The sequence below is a fragment of the Streptomyces ardesiacus genome, from assembly GCF_003112575.1.
Classification (GTDB): domain Bacteria; phylum Actinomycetota; class Actinomycetes; order Streptomycetales; family Streptomycetaceae; genus Streptomyces; species Streptomyces ardesiacus.
Genome location: NZ_BEWC01000001.1, coordinates 483,059 through 505,773, shown reverse-complemented (window position 1 = coordinate 505,773; position 22,715 = coordinate 483,059). Strand labels below are relative to the sequence as shown.

The 22,715-nt window shown below is 75.5% G+C and carries 13 protein-coding genes; 5 read left to right on the top strand and 8 right to left on the bottom strand.

What is annotated here, in order from left to right; all coding sequences use genetic code 11:
* Nucleotides 1-19: 19 nt before the first annotated feature.
* Nucleotides 20-2,686, bottom strand: a complete 2,667-nt coding sequence (locus Sdi02f_RS02030) for an ATP-binding protein (protein ID WP_108932593.1) — start codon at nt 2,684-2,686, stop codon at nt 20-22.
* A gap of 261 nt (nt 2,687-2,947) precedes the next feature.
* Between Sdi02f_RS02030 and Sdi02f_RS02025 the strand changes: the two genes are divergently transcribed.
* Nucleotides 2,948-4,006 (top strand): DUF2510 domain-containing protein, encoded by a 1,059-nt coding sequence (locus Sdi02f_RS02025; protein ID WP_108932592.1) that lies wholly within the window; start codon nt 2,948-2,950, stop codon nt 4,004-4,006.
* A 160-nt stretch (nt 4,007-4,166) separates the two neighbouring features.
* Here the strand turns inward: Sdi02f_RS02025 and Sdi02f_RS02020 are convergent, their stop codons facing one another.
* Nucleotides 4,167-4,781: a TetR/AcrR family transcriptional regulator gene (locus tag Sdi02f_RS02020; RefSeq protein ID WP_030404029.1), complete on the bottom strand. Its 615-nt coding sequence runs from the start codon at nt 4,779-4,781 to the stop codon at nt 4,167-4,169.
* Between the two features lie 201 nt (nt 4,782-4,982).
* Here Sdi02f_RS02020 and Sdi02f_RS02015 point away from each other — a divergent pair, with 201 nt between their 5' ends.
* The 3 genes from Sdi02f_RS02015 (at nt 4,983) to Sdi02f_RS02005 (ending at nt 7,439) form a co-directional block, all read left to right on the top strand.
* On the top strand, nt 4,983-5,801 hold the full coding sequence (locus tag Sdi02f_RS02015; protein WP_108932591.1) for a phosphatase PAP2 family protein: 819 nt from the start codon (nt 4,983-4,985) through the stop codon (nt 5,799-5,801).
* Nucleotides 5,798-6,748 (top strand): DMT family protein, encoded by a 951-nt coding sequence (locus tag Sdi02f_RS02010; RefSeq protein ID WP_030404027.1) that lies wholly within the window; start codon nt 5,798-5,800, stop codon nt 6,746-6,748. Before Sdi02f_RS02015 ends, Sdi02f_RS02010 begins: the two co-directional genes overlap by 4 nt.
* A 268-nt stretch (nt 6,749-7,016) precedes the next feature.
* Entirely contained in the window at nt 7,017-7,439 is a 423-nt protein-coding gene (locus Sdi02f_RS02005) for a hypothetical protein (protein ID WP_108932590.1), read from the top strand.
* A gap of 95 nt (nt 7,440-7,534) precedes the next feature.
* On the opposite strand, the gene Sdi02f_RS02000 is transcribed toward Sdi02f_RS02005, so the two are convergent.
* From Sdi02f_RS02000 to Sdi02f_RS01990, 3 genes are all read right to left on the bottom strand, one after another.
* Complete coding sequence (locus tag Sdi02f_RS02000) at nt 7,535-8,182, bottom strand: ScbR family autoregulator-binding transcription factor (protein WP_055469256.1); 648 nt, start codon at nt 8,180-8,182, stop codon at nt 7,535-7,537.
* 153 nt (nt 8,183-8,335) lie between these two features.
* Entirely contained in the window at nt 8,336-10,399 is a 2,064-nt protein-coding gene (locus Sdi02f_RS01995) for a phosphocholine-specific phospholipase C (RefSeq protein WP_108932589.1), read from the bottom strand.
* A gap of 178 nt (nt 10,400-10,577) precedes the next feature.
* Nucleotides 10,578-11,183, bottom strand: a complete 606-nt coding sequence (locus tag Sdi02f_RS01990) for a dihydrofolate reductase family protein (RefSeq protein ID WP_031086517.1) — start codon at nt 11,181-11,183, stop codon at nt 10,578-10,580.
* A 196-nt stretch (nt 11,184-11,379) separates the two neighbouring features.
* Here Sdi02f_RS01990 and Sdi02f_RS01985 point away from each other — a divergent pair, with 196 nt between their 5' ends.
* Nucleotides 11,380-11,832, top strand: a complete 453-nt coding sequence (locus tag Sdi02f_RS01985; RefSeq protein ID WP_234328479.1) for an NUDIX hydrolase — start codon at nt 11,380-11,382, stop codon at nt 11,830-11,832.
* A 112-nt stretch (nt 11,833-11,944) separates the two neighbouring features.
* Here the strand turns inward: Sdi02f_RS01985 and Sdi02f_RS01980 are convergent, their stop codons facing one another.
* The 3 genes from Sdi02f_RS01980 to Sdi02f_RS01970 form a co-directional block, all read right to left on the bottom strand.
* On the bottom strand, nt 11,945-13,792 hold the full coding sequence (locus Sdi02f_RS01980; protein ID WP_108932587.1) for a hypothetical protein: 1,848 nt from the start codon (nt 13,790-13,792) through the stop codon (nt 11,945-11,947).
* Entirely contained in the window at nt 13,789-17,580 is a 3,792-nt protein-coding gene (locus Sdi02f_RS01975) for a DUF5682 family protein (protein WP_108932586.1), read from the bottom strand. The genes Sdi02f_RS01980 and Sdi02f_RS01975 overlap by 4 nt, the downstream gene beginning before the upstream one ends.
* 88 nt (nt 17,581-17,668) lie before the next feature.
* Nucleotides 17,669-22,690 carry a DNA-binding protein gene (locus tag Sdi02f_RS01970; protein WP_108932585.1) on the bottom strand — a complete coding sequence of 1,674 codons (5,022 nt, stop codon included), beginning with the start codon at nt 22,688-22,690 and terminating at the stop codon, nt 17,669-17,671.
* Nucleotides 22,691-22,715: the final 25 nt, after the last annotated feature.

Sequence of the window (22,715 nt, the reverse complement as noted above, 5' to 3'; positions counted from 1 at the left end):
GGCGGGTCCTGACGGCGCCTCAGCCCGCCCGCACGACCGCCAGGGCCTCGCGGGCGCGGGCCACGAGCCCGTCGGCGCCGCACGAGTCGGCCAGGGCCATGCCCCGGTTCAGCTCGGCCGCCGAGCGGGCCGCGATGCCGTACTCCACGCGGGCGGCGGCGTGCTCGTACTGGCAGGGCGAGGCCTCCAGGTAGGTGACGGCCTGGGCGGCGAGCCGGACCGCGCGCTGTCCGGTCCCCAGCGCGGCGGCGCAGCGCAGGGCCTCTCCTATGGCGGTGTCCGTGCCGAAGCGCTCGGCCTGACGGCGGGCGTCGGTGGCCAGCCGGGCGGCGCGGGCGGGGTCCTCGGCGGCCAGCGCCCGGGCCAGTTCGGTCGCCCAGGGGACCACCACCGGGTTGTGCCGGCCGCGTGCCGCCGCCGCCTTCTCGGCGGCCTCCAGTTCGTTGACGCCCTCCTTGGTGCGGCCGGTGGCGAGCAGCAGGCGCCCGCGCACGGTGCGGGGGTCGGGCAGCACGATCGTCGACGGGTACGGCGGCGCGAAGCCGTACTGGTCGGCGACGGTGCGGGCCTCCTCGACGTGGCCGCGGGCGAGCAGGGTGTCGACCAGGTTGCAGGTGGCCGACCAGTACAACGGCAGGCCGCGGCCCACGCGTTCGGCGATGCGCAGGGAGGCGCGCAGGGACTGCTCGGCGTCCCTGAGGCGGCCCCTCCTGCGGTGGCCGAGGCCGACGTAGGCATGGGCGAGGGCGAGGTGCCCGCCGCTCCAGCCGGCGCTCTCGTAGGAGCGCAGGGCCTCGGTGAACAGGGCCTCGGCGCGGTCGAGGCGGTCGGCGTAGGCGTAGGAACTGGCCAGCATCATGGGCAGTTCCAGGCCCCATTCGGTGTCGGTCCAGCCGAGTCCGGGGGCGAGGCGGCCGTTGACGAGGGCGCGGTCGCACAGTTCGACGACCTCTTCGGCGCTCTCGCCGTGGGTCATGGCGTCGAAGCCGCGCAGGATGAGCAGGGCCCGCTCGGCGTTGTCCCGGCCGGTGCAGGTGGCGGCGAGTTCGGCCAGGCGGGCGGAGCGGCGGGGCGAGGAGGTCTCGCCCGCATGGATGCCCTCCCACATGTACTGGGCGGCCTGGAGCCGCAGTCGCGCGGAGGGGTCGGGAGTGCGGGCGGCCTCCGCCCCGACGGTGCGGACGGCCTCCTCCAACTGGTCGTTGTGGAGCAGGGCCTGTGACAGCCGGAAGACGGCGTCCACGCGCTGCTCGCCGTCCAGCCCGGGCATGGCGAGCGCGGTGCGCAGGTGGCCGATGGTGGTGGAGGGCGCGGTGAGGAGAGTGGCGCAGCCCAGCTCGAACAGCACGAGGGCGTGGGATTCGGGCAACGGCGGTTCCTGCAGCGCCCGTTCGAGGCAGCGGCGGGCGGCGTCGGGGGCTCCGACGGCGAGGTGTTCGCGGGCGGCCTCGCGCAACTGGGCGACGACCTCCTGATCGTCGTCGGGGTACACCTTGAGCAGGTGGCGGGAGGCCGCCGCGGCGCCGAGTCCGGAGTCGGTGACCAGTTGGGCCGCTATGCCGTGCATCGCGGTGCGCAGGGCGCCGGGGATGGAGTTGTAGACGGCGGTGGCGATCAGCGGGTGGACGAACTCCAGCTCGTCCGCGCCCGGTTGCCCGGCGGTGTCGGGCACGGACAGGATCCGGGCGCCCCGGAGCAGTTCGGCGCAGCGGGCGGCGTCGGCGCGGTCGAGGGTGGCGACCATGTCGACGGTGATGCCGCCGCCGAGGATGGCCGCCGCCCAGGCGAACCGGGTGGCGTCGACGCCGAGTTGCTCCAGGCGGGCGACGAGGCCGCTGCCGCGGGCGGAGCGGTTCAGGGACCGCAGTTCGGCGGCCTCCGCCTCGACGGGCTGGAGTTCGCTGTCCTGGACCTTGGCGAGGAGTTCGACGGTCTCGTAGGGGTTGCCGCCGGTGACGGCCCACACCTCGCGGCAGAACGCGGCGTCGGCGTGCGGGCCGAGCGTGGCGCGGGTGAGTCCGGCCGTCGCGTCCGGGGTGAGGGCGTTCAGCGGGGCGAGGGGACGGCCCATGGCGCTGGCCGCCTCCAGGTGGCGGGCGCTGTCGCCGCTGACGTCGCCGGGGCGGCGGGCGATGACGACCAGGACGGAGGTCTCGTCGAGCCGTTCGGCGAGCGCGGCGAGCCAGCGCAGGGTCTCCTGGTCGGCCCAGTGGGCGTCGTCGATCATCAGCACCAGCGGCCACTCCCGGCGGGCGAGCCGGCGGACGGCGGCGACCAGGCCGTCGCACACGTTCTGCGGGTCGGCCTGCCGCTCGCCGGGGTCCGCGATGCCGAGGGCGGGACCGGCGATGTCGTACCAGTCGCCGAGGTAGTCGCGGGCCTCCTCGGGGAGCATGGACACCAGGGCGGGCTGGAGGAGTTGGCGCACCACGTTGAAGGGGACGGACCTGAGGGTCTCGCCGCCGCGGGCCGACCAGACGGTGCAGCCCCGGGCCTCGGCGATGCGTCGGGTCTCGGCGAGCAGTGCCGTCTTGCCCACCCCGGCCTCGCCGCGGGCCTCCAGCAGGGTGCCGGGGGACGAGCGGTCCGCGCACAGGATGTCGACCGCGCGCGTGATGGTGGCGACCTCCTCGTCGCGCTCCCAGAGGGAGGCCGGGACGGCGCCCGTCCGCCGTACCTCCGTCATCCCGCTACCTCCCCGAGTCGCCCGAATGACGTACAGAGCCTGAGCCTAGCCCTCCGATCGCGCAAGTGGTGCGCGCTCCGCCGACCAGTTGCCGTGACGGGTGACATGCGGTAAAGCGTGCACGAGGCGCGGGGCCCGTCATCGGAGTCGGCGGGGCCGAGGGCCCGTCAACCTCCGGCGGCGCGGCTCCGCGACGGCGGTGACGGGCCCTCCGGGCGGGCCTCTCATCCGGCTTTCACCGACGCCTCATACGGTGGGCACATGACGCAGGCGACTCCTCCCGGGTGGTACCCGGACCCCGGACAGAAGAATGACGGTCCCGCCACCGAACGCTGGTGGGACGGCACGGCGTGGACCGACCAGGTGCGCCCGGCGGGAGCGGCCGCCCCGGAGGCCCCGCCCGCGCAGCCGCCGGCCCAGCCACCGGTCCAGCCGCCGGCCCAGCCACTGCTTCCGGACGCCGCGCCCGGGCCGTATCCCGTGCACCCGGGGTACGCGGGCTTTCCGGTCCCGGCGCCGTCGGCGCGCCGGCGGCGGGTGCGCACCGGCATAGCCGTGGCGGCGGCCGTGGCGGTGCTGGCCGGCATCGGGGTCGGCGTGTACGCGCTGACCGACGACGGCTCGGGCGGCGACCGGGCGGCCGGATCGCAGCAGGACCGTCCGGGCTCGGGCGACCGGAACGATCCCTTCGGCGAGGACGGCGGCGGCAGCGGGGGCAAGGACGGCGGCGAGGACGGCCGGGGGCCCTCTCCGAAGTCCCCGGACGCCTCGGAACCGCCCACGATCGACAGCGGCCCGGTGACGGACGCGCTCAGCGGGATCAGCCTGCCCCTCCCGGAGGGCTGGTCGGGGCAGGAGTTGCAGGTCGGCGCGCAGATCACGTCGAACGACGTCTACAAGTGCCCCGGCGACACCGCCAAGTCCTGCACGAAGGGCGGCGCCTACTCGGCCCCGGCGATGCTGCTGAAGACCGAGGGCGACACCGCGGAACAGGTCGCGAAGGCCGACATCGCGGCGAACGCCGAGGAGTCCTACGGCGAGGAGTCCTACGGCGGCATCACCTCGCACGACGAGCTGGCCTCCAAGGCGGTCACGGTCGCCGGGCAGAAGGGCTACCTGGTCCGCTGGAAGGTGGTCACCGCCAAGGGCTCCGACGGTTTCGTCGAGTCGCTGGCGTTCCCCTCCCCCGCCCAGCCCTCGCAGATCGTCGTCGTCCGCTTCGGCGTCGACGTCGACCAGAAGCAGACGGTCATCGACGAGATCACCCAGGGCATCAAGGTGGACACCTCCGGCGGCGGTGGCAGCGGCCAGGACGTCTGACCGGCCCCGGCCGACGCGGCCGTGAAGCGTTCGGCCGGGTGGGGCGCCCTTCCGCTCAAAGGGTGCCCCACCCGGCCGGGGGTGCGCGCCGCCCCCGTCCCCACGGTGCGGCGCGGGCAGGTCACCGTCCAGTCATCCCGTGGACGGCGGCCTGGGTCTTTCAGGGGAGGCCGAGCGCCGGCAGCACGACGGCCTCCACGAACCGGACGAGATAGGCCGCGTCGGCCTGCTTGCCCTCCAGGACCGGACGCATCCGCAGCATGCCGAAGAGCTGCGCGGGCACGTACTCCAGCGCCGGGTGGCCGGCCGGGACCTCTCCCCGGTCCACACCGCGCGCCAGGATCGCCCGGAGCGCGGCGATCTCCGGCTCGACGAGCGCCTCGCGCAGCGCGCACTTGAGTTCCGGGTCCTGCATGACGGCGTGGCCGAGCGCCTGGAGCAGCCCGGTGTCCTTGCCCGCCCCTTCGCCCGCGGCGGCGGCCGCCCGGCGCAGGTCCTCGGCGAGCGACCCCGTGTCGATGTCGGCGAACCGCACCCGGCTGTTGGAACGCAGGGCGGCGGCCACGAACTGGGGCTTGGTCTTCCACTGCCGGTAGAGCGTGGACTTGCTGCACCGGGTGCTGGCGGCGATGCCCTCCATGGTCACGGCGTCGTAGCCGCAGGAGCGGAGCTGTTCGAGCACGGCGTCGAAGAACTCCTGCTCACGCTCCGGCGTGATCTTGGAGCGGCGCGAGGTGCCGGCCGTTTCCGGTCGGACCGCGTCCTGCGACGTCATCGGCCCCGCTCCTTCTCTCTCGCCCGGGGGGCTTCTCCGGCCCCGCACCCAGTGTGTCGTATGTCTATCGATACGCCAGTGTACCGGTACACCACCGTATCGGTACACTGGCGTATCGGAACGCGGTCGTATCGATGAGAACCGTCACACGCCCCCGTACCGACGAGCCACACGCACCACCGTCAGCGAGGGGGCCGGGGGATGAACTCCCGCAGCGAGCCTGCACCAACGGGGCCGGACGCGCCCGCGCGCCCACCGCTCGTCCGCGAGCTCCTGCTCGTGGCCGGGCTCTTCCTCGTCTACAAGTTCGGCCGGCAACTGGCGACGGGACACACGACCGAGGCCTTCCGCAACGCCCGCCACGTGTGGGACTGGGAGCGCGTGCTCCGGCTGCCCGACGAGGGCACGGTGCAGTCCCTGCTCCTGCACGGCGACGCGCTGGTCCACGGCGCCAACACGTACTACGCGGCCGTCCACTTCCCGGCCACCCTGGCCTTCCTGGTCTGGCTCTACCTGCGCCGGCCCGCGCACTACGTCTGGGCCCGCCGGGTGCTGGCCGCCGTGACCGGTGCCGCGCTGCTGCTGCACCTGCTGTTCCCGCTCGCCCCGCCGCGGATGCTCGGCGGCACCGGTCTGATCGACACGGCCAGGGTCTTCGGCCCCTCGGTGTACGGCCCGCCGCGCACGGACTCCTTGTCCAACCAGTTCGCGGCGATGCCCTCCCTGCACTTCGGCTGGGCCCTGATGCTGGCGATCGGTCTGATCGTCGCGACCCGGTCGCGGTGGCGGTGGCTGTGGCTGCTGCATCCGCTGGCGACCCTGCTGGTGATCGTGGGCACCGCGAACCACTACTGGCTCGACGTGATGGTGGCCACGGCCCTGCTCGGGCTCGCGCTCGCGCTGCTCCGGCCGCCGCACCGGCACGCCCCCGGTCCGCGGTCCGCCCCGCCCCGCCGGCGGCCCGAGATCCGGCGCCGGTCCACGGCCGCACGGCCCGAACCGGTCGGTGCGGGCCGGTGAACGCCGCGCTCGTCGCCGTCCTGCTGTCCCTCGTCTCGGCCTGCGCGTACGCCGCCGCGGCCGTCGCCCAGGAACGGCTGGCCGCGCGCGCCTCCGGCGCCGGCCCTCTGCGGATGCTCGCCTCCGGCGCCTGGTGGTGGGCGGTCGCGCTCAACGCCTCGGCCGCGCTGCTGCACGTCGTGGCCCTCAAGTACGGCCCCCTCACCGTGGTGCAGCCGCTGGGCGCCCTCACGCTGGTCGCGGCGGTGCCCCTGGGGGCGCGGCTGGCGGGGCGGCGGGTGAGCGCGATCGAGTGGCGGGGCACCGGGCTGACGCTGCTGGGCCTCGGCGCCCTGCTGCTCACCGCGTCGGGACCCGCGCCGGACGACGTGCTGAGCGTGCCGGAGGCGCTGACGGTGTCGGGCGCGACGGCCGCGCTGATCGGCGTGCTGTCCCGGCCCGGCGCCCGGCCGGGGCTGCGGCACGCCACGGCGTCCGGCATCGCGTCCGGCGTCGCCTCGGCACTCACCCAGACCGTGACGGTCGCGGTCACCGACCGCTCGGGTCCGCTGCTGAGCGTCCAGGTCGTCGGTGTGGCCCTGCTGGTGGCCGCCTTCGCCGCGGGCGGACTGCTGCTGTCCCAGACGGCCTACCGGGGCGGTCTCGGTGCCCCGCTCGCGGTGGTGACGCTGGCCAATCCGGTGGCCGCCGCGGTGATCGGGCTCTCGCTGCTGGGGGAACGGCTCAGGGGCGGGGCGGGCGGTGTGCTCCTCGCGCTGGCCGGTGCGGCGCTGGCCGCCTGGGGCGTCCTCCAGCTCAGCCGCGCGACCCCGGAGCGGACCGGTACGGCGGCCGCACCGGCGTTCGCCGCCCCGGTGCCCGCCGCCCCGGAACCGGAGGAGCCCGGTACGGCGGCCACCGTACCGGCGCCCCGTCGCCCGGGGCCGGGGCACCTCACACGGCTCTAGCCGGGGGACCAGCCGTCGGCGGAGCGTGCCGGCGACGGTGTCGGGCCGGGTGCGGTCCGGGTACGCGGCGGGCTGGGCGAAGACGCTGCGCATCGTCGGGGCGGCCTTCTCCGCGGCCCTCTGGGGCGACGGCGACGACCGACCGCGCGGTCGTGTACGCGGGGCGATCTGCCCAGCGGTCCGCACGGCGTAACCTGCCGTCACTACCCGTGGGAAGCCGCCCGGCCTCGGCCGGCGGACGGCTTCCGGCACCATTCGGAGGCACACCGTGATCCGCCAGGAAACCGCCTGGGTCCTTTTCGCTGCCGGCCTGATCTTCCTCGCGGCACTGGTCCTCGGGGTGTGGAAATGGCAGCAGTCGATAGCGTCTCCGGACGGAACGGCACACCGCTACGTCAACGTCGCGCACAGCTCCGGACTGCTGTACTCCTTCGCGACGTCGGCCGTCGTGGCGCCGCTGGTCCAGTTCTCCGGCTGGCCGTCCGCGGTGAACATCACCGCCGCAGCAGTGATCGTCGGCATGTTCGTCGTGACCATCTCGACCTATGTGCGGCTCGGACTCGAGGGCCGGACCGACAACCAGATGCGCGACCGGAAGTCCGGCCTGCGCGGCGTACGCGAGGCCCTGATCGTCGGTGAGATCGGCGGCACCCTGGTGCTGCTGAGCGGTTTCGCCTCGGCCCAGCTGTAGACGGTCGGAGCACGCACCGGCCCCGGCCGGGACGGCCCGCGAGGCGCCGGCCGCGAGCCGCGGCCGGCGCCTCGCCCCGTACGCTCACCGGACCGTCAGGCCGTGCCCGTCTCCCGCTCCAGTCGGGCCGCGAGGGAGAGGTAGCGGGCGCGCCGGGCCACCGGGACCATGCCGCGGATCCGGATGCACCACATCTCGGCCAGGCGGCGGGGCTGACGTCCGGCCGGTTCGAGGGCGGCGCCGACGACGCAGGTGCCGACGACGGAGGAGACGAGGGCGTGGGCGACGGAGTCGACGTCGATGTCGGGCTGCACGTCGGACTGCCGCACCGCGTTGAGCAGTTGGGACGTCGCCGTCTGCCGCCACTCGGTGAAGGGGTGCGGCAGGGGCGGCCGTACCGGTACTCCGGCGGTGGCGAGCCGCAGCCCGGCCCGCAGCACCGGCCCCTCCTCGTAGACCCGGGTCATGCCGAAGGTGAGACGCAGCAGCGCCTCCAGGGAGGAGTAGCCCCGCCCGTCCAGGTCCCTCACGAGCCGGCGGAAGGTGCGGCACTGTATCTCCATGATGGCCTGGGCGAGGTCCTCCTTCGCCGCGAAGTGGAAGTACAGGGCGCCCTTGGTGACCCCGGCGTGGGCGACGATCTCGCTCAGGCTGGTCGACTCGTAGCCGTGGCGGTCGAACAGGTCGGCCGCGGCACCGACGATCGTCGCGCGGGTCTGCTCGGCGCGTAGCTGCCTCGCCATCGGCTGTACTCTCCCCCGGCTGGAACTCGACGGACCGCGTGCCCGGTCACACCTCCCCACGATATCCCACGGGCTGACTGCCCATCAGTTCGGTCCGCGCAGCCGCCTCCGACCGTCGTACGGCGGGGTGACCGGGCTTCTCCGGCCCCCGCCTCAGTCGGTGACGAGCGCCGGGTCGCTCACCCCCGGCCTGCCGTTCTCCACGTGGCCGGCGAAGCGCCGCAGGAAAGCGGGGTCGGTCTCGGAGGTCACCGTCACGTCGTACCAGCGGCGGCTGCGCGCGAGGTCGACGGTGTGCCGCACGGTGGCGCCGGGGCGGACGGTGAGGGTCCGGGCGCGGCCGTCGTAGGCGTTGGCGATCCGCAGCCGGACCGTGCCGGGACCGGCGTTGGTGAGGGTGAGCCGGAGGTCGTCCCCGCCGTGCCGTGCGGTGACCTCGGGTCCGGCGGGTCCGGCGGGCTCGTTTCGGCCGCGGAAGACGCGCAGGAAACCGGCCGGGCCGTGCACCGTCAGGTCGTAGGATCCGCCGGAGTACGCCGAGTTCCAGGTGTCCGCGATGCTCTTGCCCGCTTCGGTGGTGTAGGTCCAGGGGCCGTCCGCTCGGTTGCCCGAGGTGACGAGGAAGGCGGCGCCGGCCCGGGCCCCGGAGGCGAAGGACAGCGTGAACTTCCCGGCCGCCGGGTCCGCGGCGCCGTCCACGGACGGGTCGTAGCGCAGCGGGCGGGAGGGACGCGACCCGCGTTCCTGACGGGGCATGCCGGGGTCGGCGGGCGGTGTCGGGCGGTAGTCGGGGTGACGTGTGCGGTCCGGCGGCTCGTAGGCGTCGGTGTCCGGCAGGCGGGCCGGGCGGCTGTCCTTGCGGGAGAAGTCGAAGGCGGAGGTCAGGTCGCCGCAGACGGCCCGGCGCCACGGTGAGATGTTCGGTTCGCGGACGCCGAAGCGGCGCTCCATGAACCGGATCACCGAGGTGTGGTCGAAGGTCTCGGAGCAGACGAAGCCGCCCTTGCTCCAGGGCGAGACGACCAGCATCGGCACGCGCGGGCCCAGCCCGTAGAAGCCCTCGCGGTGGGTGGCGCTGCCCTCGAAGACGTCCAGGGAGACGTCGACGGTGGAGCGGCCCTGCGCCGCGGACTTCGGCGGCAGCGGCGGCACCACGTGGTCGAAGAAGCCGTCGTTCTCGTCGTAGGTGAGGAACAGGGCCGTCCTCGCCCACACGGCCGGGTTGGAGGTGAGCGCGTCCAGGACCTGGGAGATGTACCAGGCGCCGTAGTTCGAGGGCCAGTTGGAGTGTTCGGAGAACGCCTCCGGGGCGGCTATCCAGGAGATCTTCGGCAGTGTGCCCGCCTTGACGTCCGCGCGCAGCCGGTCGAAGTAGCCCTCTCCGCTCCGGGCGTCGGTGCCCGTGCGGGCCTTGTCGTACAGGGGGTCGCCGGGCTTCGCGTCGCGGTACGCGTTGAAGTACAGCAGGGAGTTGTCGCCGTAGTTGCCCCGGTAGGGGTCGTCGATCCAGCCCCAGCCGCCGGCCGCGTCGAGGCCGTCGCCGACGTCCTGGTAGATCTTCCAGGAGATCCCGGCCGCCTCCAGGCGCTCCGGGTAGGTCGTCCAGTCGTAGCCGCGTTCGTCGTTGCCGAGGACCGGGCCGCCGCCGCGACCGTCGTTGCCGGTGTGGCCCGACCACAGGTAGTAGCGGTTGGGGTCGGTGGAGCCGATGAAGGAGCAGTGGTAGGCGTCGCAGACCGTGAAGGTGTCGGCGAGCGCGTAGTGGAAGGGGATGTCCTCGCGGGTCAGGTAGGCCATGGTCGTGGTGCCCTTGGCGGGCAGCCACCGGTCGTACTTGCCGTTGTGGTAGGCGTCCTGTCCGTCGGGCCAGCCGTGCGGGAGCCCTTCGAGGAACTGCATGCCGAGGTCGTCGGCCCCGGGGCGGAACGGCAGCACCTCCGTGCCGTCGCTCTTGCGCTGGTGCCACACCGGTCTGCCGCCGTCCAGCGTCACCGGGTGCGGGTCGCCGAAGCCGCGGACCCCTCGGAGCCTGCCGAAGTAGTGGTCGAACGAACGGTTCTCCTGCATCAGGACGACGATGTGCTCGACGTCCTCGATCGATCCGGAGCGGTGGTTCGCCGGGAGGGCGGCGGCCCGGTCGATGCTCGCGGACAGGGCGCTGAACGCCGTGGTGGCGCCCGCGAGTTGGAGGAATCTGCGCCGGTTCGCTTCGGCCATGGGGGTGGGGGCCCTTTCGCCTTGGGGAGGGGTCGACCGTCCGGACGGTGCCGGGCGATGACGGAATGCGCGCGAAAGGAGTGTTCCAGGAGCAGCAAACGTCAGGGAAGGGTCCGGTGGCGCTCGTGTGAAAGTCACCGGTACGCGAGGTGGGCCGGGCCCGCCGGCACGCGGAGCCTCACGCGGGGTGGCCGAGCGGCGGGTGGTCGAGGACGCGGGGCCTGTACTCGACCAGTTGGATGCGGCCGTCGAAGGTGCGGTGGTCGGTCATCTCCAGGGCGACGTCCGGATAGCCGTCGTAGATGCGCTCCTCGCCCGTCGCTCCGGTGATCACGGGGAACATCACGACCCGGAAGCGGTCGACGAGTCCGGCACGCAGCAGGGACCGGCACAGGGTGAGGCTGCCGATCGTGCTGAGGAGCCCCGTGCCACTCGCCTTCAAGGCGCGGACCGCCCCGACGGCGTCGTCGCGGACGAGGGTGGAGTTGGCCCAGGTCAGCGGCGCCTCGAGCGAGGAGGAGAACACCACCTTGGACGCTCGGCCGAGCTCGTCGACGGACGCCTCCTCCTCGGGCCGGAACTCGTCCTGGCCGCTCGGCACCCGGCCCGCCGCGAAGCCCGACATCAGGCGGTAGGTGTTCGCCCCCATCAGGTAGGTGGCCCCGGGCTGCTCGCCGAGCCAGGCGAGGTACTCCGGCCCCTCCAGGCCCCAGAACCCGGGCCAGCCCTCTCCCGACGCACAGCCGTCGAGGGAGGTGATGAAGTCGACGAGAAGCTCCGACATGGCGGTGTCCTTTCCTCGGGTGTCACAAGATGGGACCGGCCGGGGGCCACGAACTCATCGGCCGCGCCGTCGGGAATCGCGGGTTCCTTCCTGTCGGCCGCGGAACGGGGCGCGGGCGGGCGGCCGGCCGTCATGGCTTCACGATGCCGCCCGGCCTCGTGCGGCACGGAGAGGGACGGGACCTGTGGACACTCGGGTGAGGACACGTGTTTCGGTCTACGCGATCGCCGTGGAGCGTGATCGCGTGCTGTTGACGCGTCTGTCGGATGCGTCGCCCGTCTTCATGCCGGGGCTCTGGCACCTGCCGGGCGGCGGCATCGATCCGGGTGAGCAGCCCGTCGAGGCACTGGCCCGCGAACTCGTGGAAGAGACGGGCCTTGAACTGGCCGGGGCCCGGCTCCTCGACGCGAAGACCTACTCGGCCCGGCGGAACGGCGTGAGCTGGAGCCTGACCGCGTTGTTCTACGCCGTGTCCCTCGCGGAGGGAGTGCTCGCGGTGACCGAGACCGGCGGCTCCACCTCGGCAGCGCGATGGGTGCCCCTGTCCGACGTGCAGGACAGCACCGTGCTGTCGCCGGCCGCCGCCGACGCGGTGCGGATGCTGGGAGCGGCTCCGGCCGCGGCACGTCACCGCAGCACTCGCCCGTGATCGCCACCGGTCCGTCACGGCCCACGCCGTACCCGGGCAGCCGTACTCCCTCGTCCACCGGACCGGAGGCGCTGGAGCGCTGACGGCCGGGCACGGCCGTCAGCCGCGCGGCTCAGCCCTGCCACAGGGCGCGGCCCAGGGCGGCTTCCGTGCCGGCGAGGTAGACGGCCGTGGCCAGCCACTGGGCCGCGTAGTGGTCCTGGTCGTCCCCGGCCAGGCGTCCGAAGGCGTCACGGGAACGCCGGGCGGCCACCGCGCCGAGCGCGGCGAACAGGTCCGCGCCGGTGGCGAACCCGCCGCGGCGCAACGCGGCCGCGCGGCCGTCCCGGTCGCCGGTGCGCGCGGGCTCCGCGGCGGCGCGGCGTCCTCCCGTGACCGCCAGTTCGACCAGGTCGCGCAGGTGCCGCAGCGGCGGGTCGGCCGGGCGGGCCGCGGTGCCGGGGAGGAGGGACGGGGGCGGGCAGGGAGCCGCCCCGGACGGGAAGTGGTCGTCGCGCAGCCGGTCGTAGCCGAGGTCGGCGCGGCCCCGCCATTCCTCGGGCAGGGCGAGGGTCGGCGCCCCGCTGCCGGACACGGGTCCGACGGCCAGGGGGCGCAGGGTGGTGGCCCGCTCGGGGTCGACGCGGCCGAGGACGCGGACCCGCAGCCCCGGACACGCGCCCAGGCGCCGGAGGTTGGCGGTGTGGGCGAGGGCGGGGTGCCGGTGGGCCGGGGCGAGCCGGAGGACCGGCCCGGGAGTGTCGCCGGTGAGGGCCCGCACGAGGACGCCCTCGCCGTCGGCGGCGAGGATCTCCACGGTGCACACGGTCGGCGACGGGGCCTGCCCGGGGCCGGCGGGGGCGGTCGCGGGCACGACGTCGGTCCAGGGGCGTCCGGCGGCGAAGGTGGCCCGGACGCCGGGCTCGGCGAGCAGGCTGCCGTCGGGGGCGACGACCGCGCCGGTGACGACGAGACCGGCGCGGGACAGCCGCTCGTGGTCGCTCAGGAAGGAGCGGAGGGCGACGTGGGCGGTACCGGCACGGCGGGCGCGCCCGGCGCCGCCCGGCCGGACGTCGCGCAGCGCGTACCAGCGGCCGTCGTCACCGACGAGACGGGTGACGACACCGCCCCGGCCACCGGGTTCCACCACCGGTTCGCGGCAGACGCCGTAGAGGCGCAGGGGCCGGTCGGGGCGGTGGGGGTGGCGGACGCCGCCGATCAGCTCCGGGTCGGGGTCGGCCGCCCTCAGACGGTGGGTGACGAGGAGGAGTTCCCGCAGGGCGGCCACCACCTCGCCCGTACGGCGCGGGCTGTCCGGGTCGTGCGCCGCGCGCACCCGGCGTACGACGTCGAGGGCGGCCTCCTCCGCCCGGTGCAGGCCCGCCAGGCGCGCCGTGTGTGCCGCCCGCAGCACCTCGGCCCGCTGTACCGCGCCGACGGCGGTGACGCCCGCGGCCAGGACCGCCGCGCCCGCCGTCCAGAGGTCCGCGGCGGCACGCACCTGACCGGCGGACGGGGCCGGGCCGGTGGAGGACGTGCGGGCGGTGGAGGGAGCCGGGCCGGTGGAGGACGTGAGGGCGGTGGAGGGAGCCGGGCCGGTCGCAGTCGCCCGGTCGGCGGACCGGGCCGGGGCGGCGGCCGGCTCTCCTGCGGCGGGCGGGCCCGCCTCCGCGACCGGGGCCGCGGCCAGGACCGCGGTGCGGTGGAGGCAGCGCGGGGACAGGAGGCAGGTGCAGCGTGCCTGGTCGGGGGTGGTGATCGTGCCGGACGGACCCGGGGTCAGGGTTACCCGGGCGTCCACGCCGCACTGGATGCCGTACGTGCCGTCGTCCGCCGTGCCGACGGGGGTGGCGGCCAGCGCCGCGACGGCCGCGTCGAGTCTGCCGCGCAGCCGGGTGGTCAGGCTCTCCACCGCGGCGGCGACGACCTCCGGTGCCACGGGTGGGAGCGCCGGTGCGGTGTCCGGGCGGGGGCGGGTCACCGGGCGGCTCCGCGGACCTGTTCGCCGACCCAGCGGGCGAGCGCGAGCGGGCTGAGGGCGGCCACCGGCATTCCGGCGGCGACGAGTTGCCGGGCGACCGGCACCGAGTAGCGCGGCGTTCCCTCGCCGTCCAGAGCGGCGCAGCCCAGCAGCCGGACCCCGGAGGAGACCAGGGCCCTGGTCCGGTCCAGGAGGCGGTCGACCGCGGCGCCCTCCTCGAAGTCGCTGACGACCACCATCAGGGTCCGGTCGGGCACCGTCACCAGGGTCCGGGCGTGGGCGAGGCCCGCGGCGATGTGCGTACCTCCGCCGACCCTCACCTCCAGCAGCAGGGAGAGGGGGTCGCCGACCAGGCCGGTGAGGTCGACGACCTCGGTACTGAAGGTGAGGAAGTGGGTGGAGAGCATCGGTGCGCCGGCGAGGACGGCGGCGGTGAGCGCCGACCACACCACCGAGGACTCCATGGAGGCGGAGACGTCCACGACGAGGACGAGCCGCCAGGTGTTCTGCCGCGCGCTGCGGGTCCTGAACACCGGCCGCTCGGGGACCACTTCGACCCGCCCGTCCTCCCGTCGGCGGGTGTGCGCGAGGTTGGCCCGCAGGGTGCGGGGCAGGTCGAGGGGGCCGCCGGGGCGCCGGGTGGGGCGGGGGACGGCCAGGCCGGTCAGGGTGGGGCGCAGGTGGGTGGCGAGTTCCTTGGTGAGTTCCTCGACCAGCCGCTTCACGAGCGGCCTCAGGCGCGCCACCCGCTGCTCGGGCATCCCCCGGGCCAGCGTCAGCACGGTGGACAGCAGTTCGACGGAGGGGCGTACGGAGCCGGCGCCGAGGAGTTCCACGGCGTCCGTACGGCCGCCGGCCACGGCGCGGCCCAGGATCTCCTCCCGGATCTCCGCGCCGAAGAGCACCCGGAGGTCCTCGGCCCAGTGCCGGACGTCGGGGCGGCTGCGGGCGCGGCCCCCGGTCCGGTCCCGGTCGTGGGCGTTGCCCGCGTCGGGGCTGCTCGTGCCGGGTTCCGGCTCGTCGTCCGCCGCGTCCTCCCCTCCCTCTTCGCGACTCTCCCCCGCCTCGGCCGCGTCCTGGCCGAAGAGTTCGTCGAGGGCGTGGGCGTACGGCCGCAGCCCGGGCGGGAGGTGCGCGGTGTCGCGGCCGAGCACCAGGCGCCAGCGGTCGGCGGGGCCGAGCCGCGGGGTTCCGTGCCCGTCCCCGCGTGCGCCAGAACACCGCTCCGGCGGCATGGCGGCACCCTGCCCGGGCGTGGGAGCACCCTGCTGCCCGGACGTGGGAGCACCCTGCCCGGGCGTGGCGGCATCCTGTCCGGGCGCGGGGGCGCGCACCAGCTCCGCCAGGCCCAGCTCCCGCAGCAGGGCGTGCCCCTCGCCGTCGGCCGCGGCCCACCGCCCGACCAGTTCGGCCGGGGCGGGGAGCCGGAGGTCGGGCAGCCGGTCGCCCAGGCGGTCGCGGACGGCCGCGAGCACCCGGGTCCGCCCCTCCGGCGTGAGGGCGCCGAAGCCGCCGCGCAGCGCGTACAACCGGTCGAGGAAGGCACGGTCGCCCAGGGTTTCCACGCGCTCGAACAGCGGGCGCAGGGCGGTGGACGCCGACTCGACCAGCGGTCCGGCCGCGACGAGCACCCCGGTGAGCCGGCGTTCCAGCCGGTGCCGGCCGTCCGGTCCCGTCGCCGTGTCCACCCAGCCGGCGAGCCTCGCGCCCAGCAGTTCGGAGCCGTCGAGGTCCAGCAGGACCCGGGCGGCCTGTGCCGCGCCCTGGAGGAGCGGGGAGCCGGTGCGCGAGAGCGCGTACAACTCGCCGTCCAGCCGCAGCCCGAGCCGGTCCTCGGCGCTGCGGACGGCGAGGGTCACGACCGCGACGGCGTCCTCGGGGTCGTCGCTGCCGGCCAGTCCGGGCAGGAGCCGGACGGCTGCCTCGAGCAGCAGCCCGGCGAGGCGGGCCGCCCGGACGCGGACGGGCTCGGTGGTGCCCGGCAGATGGCGTCGGCGCAGGGCCTCCAACAGGTCCAGTGCGGTCAGCAGTTCGGGCAGACGGGCGGCACCCGGCAGCACGCGCTCGGCCTCCGTGAGGCCGTCCTGGAGCAGGGCGGGCAGGGCGCACCGGGCCGCCGCCCCCAGGAGGGCGACGACCCGGTCCGGGGTGACCCGTCCGGCCTCGGCCGCCCTGCGGTGGCGCTCGCGGAGGATGCCGTCGGCCGCCTGGGCGGCGGTGACTCCGCGGACGCCCACGAGGTCGAGGCGGGCGACGACCGCCGGGGTCCACGCGGCCCGCCAGCGCGTGGTGAGCGCGTCGCCCTCCCCCGGCGTGCTCACCCGGACCGGCTCCGCGTAGCCCACCCCGCACTCCCCGAGGCGCTGGAGCAGGATCTCGCGGCGGGCGTCGAGGCCCGAGCGGAGCGGGGTGAGCCGCAGGTCCCGGCCGCCCGGGGCATGCGGTCCCGGGAGCCGCAGCGCGGCCAGTTCGGCCTCCACCCAGGGTCCGAGTCCGGAGCGGGGCGTTCCGGGCGCGAGCCGGCCGCGGCCCGTGCCGACCAGGACGGCGTCCAGTTCCCGGCCGAGCGGGCGGCCCCGGCCGAGTACGGAGGTCACCGCCTCGTGGAGTTCCCTGCGGCCGGGGGCGGGCAGACCGCGCAGGGTGCCCAGGTCGCAGGCGAACCGCAGGGTCTCGACGGCCTCGCCGGTGCCCGCCGTGTCCCCGGACGCGCGGATCTCCCGGCACAGTTCGGTGATGAGCCGGGCGGCGGCGTCCCGGACGCGCCCCGGGTCGCCGCCCGCGTCGAGGACCGCCTGCCGCCAGCGCGGGTCGCGGATGCCGGCCGCGTGGCCGGAGCGGGGGTCCAGCAGGGCGAAGGCGTACGGCACGAGGGACGTGACGACCGGGGAGCCGGGGGCCGGGGTCGGGGTCCCGACGGCCCCGGCCGTGGTCCCGGCCGCCACCGCCGTCACCCCTGTCACCGCCGCCGCCCCTGCCGCCGCCTCCGTCTTCGCCGCTGCCTCTACCGCTGCCGCTGCTTCCGTCTTAGCCGCTGCCTCTGCCGCTGCCACCGACTCCGTCTTAGCCTCCGCCCCTGCCTCCGTCTCCGTCTCCCCCGCCGCGTCCGCCTCCGACTCCGCTTCCGCTTCCCCCGCCACCGACGCCTCCCGCTCGTCCGTGCCGGTCAACGCAGGGGCGTGGAAGGCGCCGACCACCGCGGCGACCCGGCGCTGTGCGAACCGGCCGAGGACCCGGCGCATGTGTGCCTCGCGGGCCAGGTCACCGGCAGCGATTCCGCCGTGGGCCGCGGTGTCGCGGCGCAGCGTCCGTCCGAAGCCGAGGGCGGCTCGGCGCACGGCCTCGGGAGCGCTGCCCGGCGCCAGTGCCTCGACGGTGCGGTCCCACAACTCGTCGACGGCCACGGTGACGGCGCCCCCGTCCGGCGGCCCGCAGGACCACCGCGGGTCCGCCAGCGGCAGGTCGCAGCAGACCACCTCCGCGCCCCGCTCCCGCGCCCAGCGGATCGCCGCCAGTTCCGGCGAGAAGTCGGCGAGCGGATGGAACCGCAGCCGTCCGTCCTCGTGGGCGCCGCTCAGCGCCACCGGCGCCACGGTCCGCGGGTCGGCGAGGTACGGCAGCCACGGCTGGAAGTCGGCCGGCAGTTCCACGCAGACGACCTCGGTGTCCGCCGCGTCCAGCAGCCGGGGGACGGCGACGGCCAGGGCGGGGCTGTGATGGCGTACGCCGATCACGTGGGGCTGTGCGCGGGCTGCCGGCCGGTCGGCGGTGTCTTGGCGTGCGGTCATGGGTCCAGGGGCGTGGGCGTGGGAGGGGGGAGGAGAAGGAGGGGCGGGGACGGCGGCGTGCGGCGGCCGTCCCCGCCGGGGGCGGACCTCAGCGGCGGCGTGTGCGAGGTCGCGGCACCTCCATGTCCTCCAGGCGCGGTCCGTCCCCCTCCTGGACGCGCTGCCAGGCCTCGCGGTACAGCACGGCCACGGGCCGGGTGGGCACGACGACTCCCAGGACGGGCGCCTCGCCCTCCAGCAGGTCGTACATCGGCAGCTTCCACCGCTCCAGCGGCAGGTGCGGGGTGGGCAACCGCGTCCAGCCGCCGGGCAGGAACAGCGAGCGTCCGGCCTTGGCGCGGCTGCCCTCGACCACGAGGCCGGTGGCGGCGAGTTCGGCGCGGGCGGCCCGCAGCCGGGCCGTTCCGCCCCGCTGCCCGCCCCAGCCGGTCCAGCGGGCGGTGTTGCGGTCGGTGGGGTCCGGCAGGGCGAGCAGCATCAGGTACAGCACGGCGGCGTCCTCGCCGACGCCGTACCGTCCGGCCACCTCGCCGACCAGGTCGGGCACGGAGCGGGCCGGGTCCTGGGGCCACCACAGCCCGTCGGCGTCGCGCTCGCCGGCCAGGGGGTTGCCGGGGTCGGCGAGCAGTTCGGCGAAGGGCCGGTCGTGGACCAGGCGCAGTGCCGTCTCCTGGGCGTTCGGCCGCTCGCCGGTGCACAGGGCGGACAGATGCGCCTCGTGACCGGTCGGGTCCAGCAGCGCCGGCCGGACGGCGGCGAGGGTCCGGGGGCTCACGGTGCTCACCTCCACCGCGCCGTAGCGCTCGAAGCCGTCGCCGGTCTCCGTGGGTTCCCCGGCGGCCCGCCGGAACGCCTCCCAGTCGATCTCCCGCCGGTCCAGGGCGAGCAGCAGGCCGGGGTGGGCCAGGCGTTCGCGCAGCGCGGTCAGGACGCCGGGCAGGGTGGCCCGGAGGGGGTCGCCGGAGGGGAGCCGGTGGGCGAGCCACGCGGCCAGGGCCACCGATCCCTTGAGGACCGAGCCGTCGAAGGCGGGCGTCTTCTCGGCGGTTACGACGGAGTAGGCGCCGAAGCTCCAGGTCTTATCCGTCGTCAACCGCGGTTCGGTGGCCAGGTCCGCGAAACCCCGCAGGGCGTCGGCGGGGGCCCAGCCCACGGGCTCGACGGTGCGGACGGCGTCGTGCAGCACGTCCTCGGGCAGTGGGGTGCGCCGGCCGAGACGTTCGTTCCAGACCTCGGCCGCGCGGGCGGTGTCGGGGCCGTGGGTCCACAGCCGGGACGGTTCGGCGGGCAGCAGGGCGGCCACGACGGCCCGCAGGGCGGCGCTGTCGAGGGATCTGAGGTCGTCCTTGGACACGCGGGCGTCGGCCGCCTTCACTCCGATGGTCTTGAGCGTCGCGGAGGGCACGTTCGTGCGCTTGTCGTCGATCTGCGGCATCCCGGCGAGGACCATCCTGGCCGTGGTCGGGGTGACCCCGGTGAGCCGGGCGAACTCCTCGGCGGCCTCGGGGCGCCAGGGCGCGGGGCCGCGCTCGGCCAGTTCGGCGCGGAAGGCGGCGACCCAGCCGGGCGGCCGGGCCGGTTCCGGGACGAAGGGCTTTTCGGACACCAGGGTGAAGGGTGCGGGTGTCTCGAAGCGGCCGGAGGGGTCGTGGTGGACCGCGCCGTAGTGCCTGCCCCTGATCTCGTAGTCGCCGTACTCGCGGACGAACCGGTACCAGGAGTCGGGGAAGACGAGGAACTCGCCGCCGCCCAGACCGAGCACGGTCCCCTGCGTGTGCGTGGCGCCGGGGCTGTCGAAGGCGTGGGGTTCGAGGGCCAGGTGGACGCGGCGCCAGTGGCCGGGGTCCAGCTCGGTCAGTCCCTGGGCGTCCAGTTCGCCGAGGAAGACGTCCAGGGCCTGCCGGTGCTCCTCCACGGTGGCCTCGCAGGCCGCCCTGAGCGCCAGTACGGCGGGCAGCTCGGGCAGGGCCACCGCGTTCAGGTGCTTCAGCGGCCCGTGCCCGGTGGGCGCCTGCCGCGGGGTGCCGGCGGTGGCGGGCTCGGGCAGGTCCTTCATCGACTGGGCCAGGAGGTGCGGCAGGCCGAAGAGGTAGTGCTGGAAGTCGTAGTACCAGCGCGCGTCGCGTTCGGTGAGGCCGACGCTGTTCAGCGCGGAGGCGAGCAGGGCGTCGCCGAGCGCGGCCCGGGGTTCCTCCGGGGCGGTGCCCCGGACCGCCGCGTCCAGCCGGGCCAGGGCGGCGTCCAGGGTGCGCTGTTGCTCGGCGGCGTACCGGACCAGACCGGTGATGCCCCGGCGCAGGGCCTCGTGGCCGACCTCCGGCAGCAGGGTGCGCACGGGGGCGAGCACCGGGTCCCGGTCCTCCGCGGTGCCTGCGGGTGCCTCCGCCAGGGCCGCGGCCAGCAGGGCCGCCGCGGTGTCGTCGCCGACCCGGCGCAGTGCGGCGGAGCCCTGCGGGTCGCGGGGGCGGAGCAGGGGCCAGTAGCGCAGGGGCGGCAGCAGCGGGGTGCCGGCGGAGAAGGGCCCGGCCGTCTGGTGGCCGTCGACGTGGGCGAGCACCGCGCCTTCGGCGTCCCGCAGTTGGAGGTCGGTCGACCATCGCATGACGGTCACGACCCGGTCGGTGCCGGGGAAGACCAGCGCGTGCTCCGGGTTTCCGCCCACGCGCGGGGGGACGACGACGGAACGGCCGGCCAGGTCCTCGCCCCGTCGTGTGCCGTCGGGCAGCGTGAGAACCCGCCAGCCGAGGACACCGTCCACCGGGGCGGACACCGGTCCCGGGGCGACGGAGGGGGCGGGCAGCAGCCAGGCGGTGCCGAGGGTGCTGCCCTCCGGCGCGGCGCGCAGCCCCTGCCTGAACCAGTCCGGCTCGTCGCGCTCCCCCACCGTGCCGGCGGCCGGGTCGTAGGCGAACCAGGCACTGTTTGCCTCGTCGGACCAGTCCCTGACCCAGACCCAGTACGACGTGCCGTCGCCGATCACGGGCCGTCCGTGCGGCACGTGGGTGTCTCCCCGCCGCAGCACGCGGCCTCCGGTGGCCCGGCCGCCCCCGGGGAGCGGGAGGGAGGTGCCGCGCATGCCGTTGGTTCCGCCCTTCTCGTTCGCGTGGCAGGCATACGGGGAGCGGACGTCGCCGTCGACCTCCGTGGGCGGGGAGGCGCCGGTGTCGGGGGCGTACCAGTAGCCGTAGGAGCCGGAGAAGCCGGAGGAGGAGAGTCCCTGCCAGAAGACGAGGAGCCCGCCGTCCACGTAGCGGGCCTCGGTGCCCGAGCGCTCCGAGGGCGCCGGGAGGCGCATCTCGTGGCTGAGGACCGTGCCCTCGGCTCCGATCACCCGGGCGCAGCCGTCGCGGAAGACGATCAGGTGCGGCCATGCCTCGCTCACGAGGGTGCTCCGCGCGTCCTCGGGCGTCGCGGGCGTGCCGACCGCCTCCTCCCAGGCGGGCCAGCCCAGTTCGTCGAGGATCCCGGACCGCAGGGCGCGGGCGAGGCCCGGCGCCATGCCGGTGCCCAGGGCATCCCGCACCTCCTGCTCGGCGGTGGCGAGGACCTCGCCCGGCAGCCACGCCAGCGTTTGGAACGGGCCGTCGTAGGCGGCGAACTCGCCGAGGTTGCTGGTGAGATACCTGCGGCCGACACCGGCGACCCATTCGGCGAGCATCGGGCGTCCGCCCGGCGACTCGGCCAGCCGGGTCACGGTGCGCCTGTCGATGCCCTTGCGTTCGTAGCTGGGGCAGCCGCGCCGGAAGGCCGCGCGGAAGCGGCTGTCGGCGGCGAGGGCCAGCAGGTCGCGCCGCTCGTCGCGGGCCGCCCATTCCTGCAGGCCCAGGCCGGGGCGCTCCTCGGGGTCGCCGACCGGGATGCGCAGGGCGAGGAGCTGGTCGAGGAGGTCGACGTCGCTGACGGGGGGCGGCAGGGTGCCGCCCTCGGCGTGCAGTTCGGCGCGCAGGGTGTCGGCGAGACGGTCGACGAGCGGGTACAGCTCGGGCGGTGCGAGGCGCCAGTCGTCGGTGCGGCACAGGTGGAGGAACCTGCGCATCCAGCCGGCCGTGCCGTCCGGGGACCGCGTCTCGGCGGGCAGCCCGGCGTCGCACAGTCCCTCGGTCGCGCCGGTCTTCTCCAGCAGGCCGAGCCACTGGCCCAGGTCGTCCTGCTCCCAGCCCTCGGGCAGCAGCCCCAGCAGGGTGCCGCGGACGCCGGGTTCGCGCCGGGTCAGTTCCCGCAGGGCGGCCAGGTGGGCCTTCCACCAGCCGGGCGGTGCCTTGAGGGTGCCCGGCAGCGGCAGCACCTCGCGCAGGTAGGCCATCTCCTCGGCGAGCGCGTTCTTGCCCGCGGCGGCCTTCGCCAGCCTGCGCAGGTCGCTCGCGCCGGGGCTCGACGGTGCCACGCCGTGCGCGGCGAGCCGGACGAACAGCCCGCGCAGGTGCCGGAAGGCGGTGGCGGCCGGCACCCGGGACGCCAGCCCCTTGGCGTAGGCGGAGAGCACCTTGGTCGGCACGGCGTCGGCGAGGGCGAACTCCAGGAACACGGCATCCATGCGGGCCTCGTCGAACGGCAGGGCGTGGGCCGTCTCGGCCTTGCGCGCGTTGACGAACATCTGGGAGGCGTACGCCTGCTGGCCCGCGGCCAGGAACACCCGGCCGGCCTCCTCGTAGAAGGTGGGCAGGAAGTGCGGCACCGAGCCCGCGAGGCGCTCACCGGCCGACTCGTAGGCGGCGCGGGCCCTCTTCGGACGGGAGCGCACCGTCCGGGCGATCTTGTCCATCTCCTCGACCAGGGACATCGCGAGATGGCCGTCGGCGGGGTGGCGGACCAGCACCCATTCGGGGAAGCCCATCGCCCGGTGCTGTCCGACCCCGACCTCGACCGGTTCGCCCGCCGGCCGCAGGCCGAGGAATCCGCCGCCGCCCCCGGCGGGCTCCTCGGCGGACGGGTCCTCGGGCGTCAGGCGTACGACGATCCGGTCGTCCAGGCCCGGGTGCCGGTAGGCGCGGGTGAACACGGGCACGGCGCGGTCGCCTGCCCGGGTGGTGCCCGGCGGCAGTACGGCTCCCGCGCGCAGCAGTTCCTCCACCTCTGCGACCGCCCCGTCCGGGGTCGTGCCGTCGCTCATGATCGCTTGCCTTTCTCGGGTGTGC